Consider the following 7,978-nt stretch of genomic DNA (forward strand, 5'->3'; position numbering starts at 1 on the left):
ACAGCGCCTCGCCCGCATGGGCGCGGGGCGAGAAGGCGTTGCGGTCGTTGATCCGGGAGCGGAGCGATACCTGACGCACTTCTTCGCGTAGCGGCGCGGCCTCTGCTGGGCGCGGCGGCGAGGCCTGCGGGACCGCTACCTCTGGTTCGGGCGCAGGTTCTTCCGGCACAGGTTCCGGATCAGACGCAGGCGCGCGCGGCGCGGGAGTTGCCGGCAGGCGCGGTTCAGTGCGCGCGGCCGGCTGCGGCTGTGGTTCAGGCTGGACCGGCCGGGCGGGCGGCGGCGTTTGAGGTGCAGCGCGCGGCACAGGCGCCTGTGAAGGACGCGGATCGGCGGCCGGCAGCTGGGCAGCAGCAAGCTGGCCAACAGAGGGCGCCCCACCGGTTTCAGGTCGAGGTGCAGGAGCGGGGGCGGCCGGAACATCCGGTTCAGGCGCAGGGGCCATCTCCGCCACCGGCGCGGCGGGCGCCATCTCCTGCAGGGGCCTTTCCGGCGCAGCGGCGGACAGCGCGATGTCTTCGCGCACCTCCGCAAGCGGCATCGCGGCTGGCGGCTGGCTCGCCGCCGGAATCGCGGGCATGTCGACCGCCTCGCGCGGCGCAAAGAATGCAGCCGCCGCCAGCACGCCGGTCCAGGCGAGCACCATCGCAAAGGCTGCGTAGATGAACCAGCGCACTTGAAGAACCTCGCCGCCTGCCCCGCCCGCCTGCGAAACATCACGGCGTTCCGGCAAAATCAAGGCGCGCCGGGCACCCGCCCGATTGCGCGCCCGGGAAAAATCACTAACGCTCACCACCCTGACGGGGCTGTCACACGGGGAAAATGGGCATGATCTATGCGCTCGCGGCTTATATTGTCCTGCAATTCGCCATCGCCCTCTGGGCCAGCCGCTATGTGCGCACCGAAGCAGATTACTTTGTCGGAGGGCGGCGATTCGGCCTCCTGATGGTCGGGGTCTCGGTCTTCGCCACCTGGTTCGGGGCAGAGACGGTCATGGGCGCGTCCGGCGCCATCGCGGATGAAGGCCTCGCCGGCGGGCGCGCCGACCCCTTCGGCTACACGATCTGCCTGATCGGCATGGCGCTCTTCCTAGCTTACAAGCTGCGCGATGCCGGGGTGATGACCTTCCCGGACTATATGCAGCAGCGTTTCGGTCCCCGCGCCGAAGTGCTCGCCGCCATCCTGACCATCCCGACCTCGATCATCTGGGCCTCCGCCCAGCTGCTCGCCATGGGGCAGATCCTGGCTGAAACCGCCGGCATCGCGCTCGGCATCGCCCTGTTCGGCGGCGCCGTCCTGATCATCGCCTATACCACCATCGGCGGCCTCCTCGGCGACGCGCTGACCGACATGGTGCAGGGCGCCGTGATGATGATCGGCCTGTTCATCCTGCTGCTGACCCTGCTGGCATCGGGGGACTTTGCCTTCAGCGAGATCACGCCCGACCAGCTGCAATGGCGCATCACCGACGAGGACGGGGAAACCGAAAGCTGGCTCGCCGCGCTCGACACCTGGATGATCCCCATCCTCGGCTCACTCGTCGCGCAGGAGGCGATTTCGCGATTCCTTGGCGCAAAGAGTGCCAGCATTGCCCGCAAAGGCTGTTTCCTCGCTGCCGGGCTCTACCTCGTCTTCGGCTCGATCCCGCTGGCCATCGGCCTGCTCGGCCACGCGGCCGGCTTCGAGGCAGCCTCCACCGACAGCTACCTGCCCGAGCTTGCCCGGCAATACCTTTCACCCGTGCTTTATGTGCTGCTGATGGGCGCGATCATCTCGGCGATCCTCTCAACCGTCGACACCACCCTGCTTGCAGTCTCGGCCATCGCCAGCCGCAACCTCATCGACCGGGTCGGCAAGAACCTGCCGGAGCCGCGCAAGCTGATGTTCGGCCGCTCGCTGACCCTGATTGCCGGTCTTGCCGCCTGGGCCATCGCCGCCTCGGGTGAGACCATCAAGGGCCTTGTCGAGATCGCTTCGTCCTTCGGGTCCGCCGGCATCGTCGTCGCGCTGCTGATCGGCCTGCACACCCGCTATGGCGGCGAGCGGGCAGCCCTCGCAGCGCTGATCACCGGCGCGCTGATGAGCTTCCTCGGCTATGGGGTGCCTGCCTGGGCGGTCAGCCTGTTCAGCGAAGCCGCCGCCGAAGGGATGCCCGGCTGGACACAGGGCTTCGAAGGCTCGTTCATCTTCTCGATCCTCAGCGCCATCGCCGCTTACATCGCGGTGGCAGAGCTTGACCGGCGCGGTATCCTCGCAAAATCGCAAAAAGAAAGCCCGGCTGCATCGTGAGACGCGCCGGGCTAAGTGGGGTCCCGAAGGGGGAGGAAACGCCCAATCGGAGGAATGATCGGGTTATGCCCGGGACCCTTGGCATGTCTCGTAGATAGGCCATTTACGCTGCATTGCAACATGCGACACAGCAGGCCAACCATGCATTCCTGCATATATTACGTGAAATTCACGTTCCCTGACGCATAGGCGACCGCCGCAGCGCCTCTGTTTCCGCCGTCAGGAAGTCGCGGAACGCGCCCACCCGCTTCGAACGGCGCAAGTCGCTGGGATATATGAAATAAAGGTCGAAAATCGGCCCCGTCACATCCGGCAGAACCCGCTGCAGGCGGGGCATCGTGGCCGCCATATAGTCCGGCACATCGGCGATTCCGAGCCCTGCATCCACGGCGCGGAGCATGGCAAACACATTGTTCACCTTCAGGGTCGCGAGGCGCGGCGGTGCGTCATCCCGCCCCACACGGCAGGCAAAGGCCATCTCGATCAGGGGTGTGGACTCGTCGCCATAGGCAATGATCCGGTGGTTATCGAGGTCTTCCGGCGTGCGCGGCACCCCGTGCGCCTTCAGGTATTCCGGCGCGGCATAGAGGTTGGTCTGCACCGTGCCGAGCTTGCGCTGGATCAGGTCCGCCTTGTCCGCCGCCCACAGCCGGATAGCGCATTCGGCCTCCAGCTTCAGGAGGTCATATTCCAGCTGGTCATCGAGGCGCAGGTCCAGACGCAGGTCCGGATGCCGCCGGATGAAATTGCCGAGGCGCGGCACCAGCCAAATCGAGCCGAATGCCACTGGCGCCGAGACGATCAGCTCTCCCTGCGGGGTTTCCTGCTGATCGCGCAGCGCCGAATTGGCCGACTGGGCGGCCTGCGCCATCTCCTGCGTCGAGCGGTAGAGCGTGTGGCCCGCATCGGTCAGCACGAGCCCGCGCGCATGACGCTGGAACAGCGACACGGCCAGCTGCTCCTCCAGCGCCGCAATCTGGCGCGAGACGGCCGACTGCGAAATGCCGAGCCGCTCGCCGGCCAGCGTCAGGCTGCCGGACTCGGCCGCCGCGTGAAAGGATCTCAGCTTGCCCCAATCCATGGGAATGGGTTGTGACGGGTGTTGACCCCTGCGGCAAGGGGGCATGACGGCCCGCTTCGCGCGGCGTCAGCATTTTCAAGGCATGGCCAGCGGCCTAGACAGGAGGCACACTTAGAAGACTCCGGGAAGGAAACCCCTCATGCAGATCACCTCTGATACCGCCGCCATCGTCACCGGAGGCGCCTCCGGCCTCGGCCAGGCCACCGCCCGCGCGCTCGCAAAGGCGGGCGCAAAGGTCACCATCTTCGACATCAACCAGGAAGCGGGCGAAGCCACCGCGAAGGAAATCGGGGGCCTGTTCTGCAACGTCAACATTATGGACGAAGCCTCCTGCGTCGCCGGTTTTGAGAAGGCCCGCGTCGCCCATGGGCAGGAGCGCGTCACCGTGCATTGCGCGATGGCCTCCAAGGGCGGCAAGACCCTCTCCTGGGACAAGGAAAACGCCCGCTACAAGCGCCTCACCACCGAGGATTATGAGTTTGGCGCGCGCGGTGTGCTCGTTGCTTCCTACCGGATCGCCTCGCTCTCGGCGGAAGGCATGGCCTACCTGCCGGAACTGGAGGATGGCGAACGCGGCTGCATCACCCTGACCGCCTCCGTCGCCGCACAGGACGGCCAGATCGGGCAGGTCGTGTATGGATCCTGTAAGGCCGGCGTCAACGGCCTCGTCCTGCCCATGGCGCGCGACCTCATGGACATCGGCATCCGCGTCAATTCGATCATGCCCGGCATCTTCGCCACGCCCCTGATGCTGCGCGCGTCTGACAAGGTTCTGAATTCGCTGGCTTCTTCTGTCCCCTTCCCGAAACGCCTCGGCAAGCCGGAAGAATACGCCTCCCTCGCGATGGAACTCGTCCGCAACTCCTACTTCAACGGCCAATGCCTCCGCCTCGACGGCGGCATCCGCATGGCGCCGAGATAAAGAACGCCCGGGGCTGTTCGCGGGCTTCGCCTGCGGCCCCTGCGCCTGTGCGTTGCTTGTTGGATTGCTCGCCGCTGTCCCCGCCTCCCGGCGGGGCGGCTGCGCATGCGCCTTGGTCGTGGGGTGCCTGCCCCAGACCTTTCCTTCGTCACTCCCGATCCGGCGATTGCCGGTCTGGGAGCCCATCTCCGAATGCCCCCGTTCAGGGGATGGCCGCGCGGCACAAATTGCTGCATCTTCCCGGTTCGCCGTGATGACTGGAGAGTCAGATGCCCCGCCTCATCCCCGCTGCTGCTGCGCTCCTGCTCTCCGCCCTGCCTGCCTCCGCCGAAAGCTGGGGCGTCAGCGACAAGCCGGCCGATGCCGGCGATGGCCGCTCGATGTGCATGATCTGGTATGGTACCAGCGCGCCGATGATGAACATCACCCTGATGAGCGACCGCAACTTCATAAGCGTCGTTGCAAGCCCGCTCACCGCCGTCGCAGACGACGCCGATGTCCGCCTTTCCTATCCCAGCGGCCGTGGTGGCACAGGCAAGCTGCGCAAGGTGGACCAACGGCCCGATGGCATATTCGTCTTCTTTCCGGATGCGGCGATCGACGCAATCCTCGGCGAGTTCGTCGCCCCCGGCACCTTCACCCTCACCTCCGGAGATGTCAGCGTCAGCTTTCCCTCGCCGGGCCTGCAGAGCGCCATCGGCCCCCTGAAATCCTGCGCAGCGCAGTTCCGGGATGTTCAGGGCATGAAGTAAGCAGCCGCTACTGACTCGCCCACAAGATCCGTGCGATCCACGCAATCTCGCTCGGGCGAAACTCCCGGGACGGATAATCCGGGTTCAGCGAAGCCAGTTCCACCGTCCGCGCATTCCTGCGCGCCAGCACCTTGGCCATCACTTCGCCCTCTACAGTCTTCGCCACCACCCGGTCGCCCGGTTTCACGGCGACGCCCGGCGCCACGATGATCCGGTCGCCCGCGCGATAGGCCGGCTCCATCGAATCGCCGCTGATCTGCAGCGCATAGACCGTCTCCGTGCCGAGCCCCGGAAACCGCACCTCGTCCCAGCCCGCGCCGACAGGAAACCCGGCATCGTCGAAAAACCCGTCCTGCCCGGCCTGCGCAAAGCCGATCAGCGGAGCCGAGCCACCCCGGCGGCCTTCCACCAGCGCCGCAAAATCATCAAACCCGGCGCCCACCGCCTCCAGCACGCGCGCCAGGCTCTCGGTCGTCGGCCAGCGCGGGCGGCCATCGGGCCCCTCCCGCTTAGACGGATTGAACGCGGTCGGGTCCAGCCCCGCACGTCTCGCAAGGCCGGACGGCGTCAGCCCGTGATGCGCGGCCAGCTGGTCTATGCCTCGCCAGATATCCCGGTTCTGCATGCGTGCGCCTCTCTGTGCGGGCTGTGGAATGATTTCCTATACTAGGAATAATAGCCTTGCGTCAACGCTCCCGCGGCGTCCAATCGGACGGCGGCACATCCCGGCGGCGCAGGCGCAGCGCCAGGCCGATCGCCACCCCTGCGCCAATCGCAATCGTCAGGTCAGTCACCACCGTCAGCACCAGCGTCATTAGAAGCAGCAGCCGGTCCTCCAGCCGCAGGCGCAGATGCTCCCGCCAGCGTTCGGGCTCGCTCATGTTCCAGGCCGTCAGCATCAGGAGCCCCGCCAGCGCCGGCAACGCCAGCTGCCCCGCGAGGCCGGAGGCGAACAGCAGGATGAGCAGCAGCGTCAGCGCATGGATGATGCCCGCCACTGGCGTGCGCCCACCCGCCTTCACATTCGTCGCCGTGCGCGCAATCGCGCCAGTGGCGGGCAGGCCGCCGAACAGGCCGGAGCCGAGATTAGCCGCCCCTTGTGCAATCAGCTCCGCATTTGGACGATGCCTGCCCCCGATCATCCGGTCCGCCACAATCGCCGAGAGCAGAGACTCCACGCCCGCCAGGAAGGCAATCACAAGCGCAGACGGCAGCAGCGCCTGCAGCCGAGCCAGGCTGATCTCCGGCATCACCGGCATCGGCAGGCCGGGCGCCAAGGCGCCAAACCGGCCAGACACGGTCTCCACCGGCAGATTCGTCATCACCGCCGCAGCCGAGGTCAACCCCACCGCGACGATCAGTCCCGGCCATTTCGGCGCGAGGCGGCGCAACACGATGATCATAGCGATGGTCACTGCGCCAATGCCGAGGGCGGCCGGCGAAACGCTCTCCCGCCCCGCCCAGAGCGCCGGTATCTTGTGCAGGAAATCCGCCGGCAGAGTCTGGATATCCAGCCCGAAAAGATCCTTGAGCTGACTGGTTGCGATCAGGATCGCGATGCCGATGGTAAAGCCGCTGATCACCGCTTCGGGAACATACTGGATCAGATTGCCCAGCCGCAGGAACCCTGCCAGCAGCAAGATCCCCCCCGCCATCAGCGTCGCCAGTACCAGCCCGTCATATCCATGCTGCGCGATCACGCCGTAGACCACGACGATGAACGCGCCCGTCGGCCCGCCGATCTGCACCCGGCTGCCGCCCAGCGCCGAGATCAGGAGACCCGCTACGATCGCCGTCACCAGCCCGGTGGCGGGGTCAGCGCCCGAGGCAATCGCGATCGCGAGGCTCAGCGGCAGGGCCACCATCGCAACAGTCACACCGGCAAACAGATCTGCCGCGAACAGTTTCAAATTGTAGGATTTGAGGGTCGTCAGAAGCTTCGGTGTCACATCGCTGGCGGGCGCGACGATTTGCGGGCGTCCGTGCTGATCCGCAAGCTAACCCCCGCGCCCTGCCTTCACAACTGCGGCGTGAATTCGCAGGCGCTCAATACCGCCAGACGCCGCCCGCGCCCGGCCCGTCTGGCACCAAATGTTTCTGCGCCACCGAATAGACCCGCGCCTCGCCCATCGCGAACGCCATGCAGCCTTCCGGGAACACCGCCGAAAACGCCCTATCCAGAATATTCAGCCCGCCGGCAAACGCCCCCATCGCCGGCATCACCAGCCGCGCGCCATCAGACGCAAAACACCGCCGCCGCACCGCGCGCCCGCGTCCCGCCACCTTCGCCACGGGGTGCAGATGCCCAGCGACTTCGCCTGTCTCCCCCTCCGGCTCATGCCGGAAGACGAGCGGCCCGAGGCGGAGCACCTTCGCCGCCCGGCCGCCCAGATGCGCCGGCGGGTCGGGGTCATGATTGCCCTCGATCCACACCCAGTCATGCGCTGCCGTCAGCGCCCGGATCCTGTCTGCATACGTCTCAGGCAGGCGCCGCTCGGACTGGCGGTCATGGAAACTGTCACCCAGCGAGAGGATTATCTCCGGCCGCAGCCGCGCCGCCAGGGCCTCGACGCGCGCCAGCGTCGCGCCCGTATCATAAGGCGGCAGCATCTGCCCGGCGGCGGCATAGTTCGAGCCCTTCTCCAGGTGCAGGTCCGACACCACAAGCACTCGCCGCGCAGCCCACCACAGCGCCCCCTCCGGCAATGGCGCCAGCATCTCCCCGGCGAGGTGGAGCAATGTCTGTTTCGGCTGGGTTGCGGCAACGGTCATTGGCACAAGACTTGGGCTGAAGCGGGGGCCGGGTCAACGGCTGTGCGCCCTGCTCCTCCCCCGTTTACGGGGGAGGTGGATCGCTGCGAAGCAGCGAGACGGAGGGGGGAAGCGGCACCATGCTTCGCGGGGGGCGCCCCCCCCCCCCGCGCCCCCCCCCCC

At 66.9% G+C, this 7,978-nt stretch carries 7 protein-coding genes and 1 pseudogene; 3 read left to right on the forward strand and 5 right to left on the reverse strand.

Annotated features, from left to right (window positions below; translation table 11 throughout):
- A pseudogene (locus ACK4SV_RS15520) lies at positions 1–733 on the reverse strand (hypothetical protein); the annotation flags it as partial.
- Between the two features lie 95 nt (positions 734–828).
- On the opposite strand from ACK4SV_RS15520, the gene ACK4SV_RS15525 reads away from it, so the two are divergent.
- The gene (locus ACK4SV_RS15525; protein WP_409918755.1) at positions 829–2,289 is read left to right on the forward strand and encodes a sodium:solute symporter family protein; all 1,461 of its coding nucleotides are present in this window, start codon (positions 829–831) and stop codon (positions 2,287–2,289) included.
- Positions 2,290–2,458: 169 nt separating this feature from the next.
- Here the strand turns inward: ACK4SV_RS15525 and ACK4SV_RS15530 are convergent, their stop codons facing one another.
- A complete protein-coding gene (locus tag ACK4SV_RS15530; RefSeq protein WP_409918756.1) occupies positions 2,459–3,370 on the reverse strand; it encodes a LysR family transcriptional regulator in 912 nt (303 codons plus the stop codon).
- Positions 3,371–3,509: 139 nt separating this feature from the next.
- On the opposite strand from ACK4SV_RS15530, the gene ACK4SV_RS15535 reads away from it, so the two are divergent.
- Together ACK4SV_RS15535 and ACK4SV_RS15540 are read left to right on the forward strand one after the other, a co-directional pair.
- Positions 3,510–4,292, forward strand: a complete 783-nt coding sequence (locus ACK4SV_RS15535) for an SDR family oxidoreductase (protein ID WP_409918757.1) — start codon at positions 3,510–3,512, stop codon at positions 4,290–4,292.
- Between the two features lie 269 nt (positions 4,293–4,561).
- Positions 4,562–5,044 carry a hypothetical protein gene (locus ACK4SV_RS15540; RefSeq protein ID WP_409918758.1) on the forward strand — a complete coding sequence of 161 codons (483 nt, stop codon included), beginning with the start codon at positions 4,562–4,564 and terminating at the stop codon, positions 5,042–5,044.
- A 7-nt stretch (positions 5,045–5,051) separates the two neighbouring features.
- On the opposite strand, the gene ACK4SV_RS15545 is transcribed toward ACK4SV_RS15540, so the two are convergent.
- From ACK4SV_RS15545 to pdeM, 3 genes are all read right to left on the reverse strand, one after another.
- A complete protein-coding gene (locus ACK4SV_RS15545) occupies positions 5,052–5,669 on the reverse strand; it encodes a helix-turn-helix transcriptional regulator (protein ID WP_409918759.1) in 618 nt (205 codons plus the stop codon).
- Positions 5,670–5,730: 61 nt separating this feature from the next.
- Positions 5,731–6,993 carry a SulP family inorganic anion transporter gene (locus ACK4SV_RS15550; protein WP_409918760.1) on the reverse strand — a complete coding sequence of 421 codons (1,263 nt, stop codon included), beginning with the start codon at positions 6,991–6,993 and terminating at the stop codon, positions 5,731–5,733.
- Positions 6,994–7,090: 97 nt separating this feature from the next.
- Positions 7,091–7,816 carry a ligase-associated DNA damage response endonuclease PdeM gene (pdeM, locus tag ACK4SV_RS15555; protein ID WP_409918761.1) on the reverse strand — a complete coding sequence of 242 codons (726 nt, stop codon included), beginning with the start codon at positions 7,814–7,816 and terminating at the stop codon, positions 7,091–7,093.
- Positions 7,817–7,978: the final 162 nt, after the last annotated feature.

Origin of the sequence: Hyphomonas sp., from assembly GCF_046313735.1 — a bacterium.
In the GTDB taxonomy this organism is placed as follows: domain Bacteria; phylum Pseudomonadota; class Alphaproteobacteria; order Caulobacterales; family Hyphomonadaceae; genus Hyphomonas.

Coding starts and splice junctions, on each gene's coding strand:
- ACK4SV_RS15525 (WP_409918755.1), top strand. CDS start 829: ATGATCTATGCGCTCGCGGCTTATATTGTCCTGCAATTCGCCATCGCC.
- pdeM (WP_409918761.1), bottom strand. CDS start 7,816: ATGACCGTTGCCGCAACCCAGCCGAAACAGACATTGCTCCACCTCGCC.
- ACK4SV_RS15545 (WP_409918759.1), bottom strand. CDS start 5,669: ATGCAGAACCGGGATATCTGGCGAGGCATAGACCAGCTGGCCGCGCAT.
- ACK4SV_RS15530 (WP_409918756.1), bottom strand. CDS start 3,370: ATGGATTGGGGCAAGCTGAGATCCTTTCACGCGGCGGCCGAGTCCGGC.
- ACK4SV_RS15535 (WP_409918757.1), top strand. CDS start 3,510: ATGCAGATCACCTCTGATACCGCCGCCATCGTCACCGGAGGCGCCTCC.
- ACK4SV_RS15540 (WP_409918758.1), top strand. CDS start 4,562: ATGCCCCGCCTCATCCCCGCTGCTGCTGCGCTCCTGCTCTCCGCCCTG.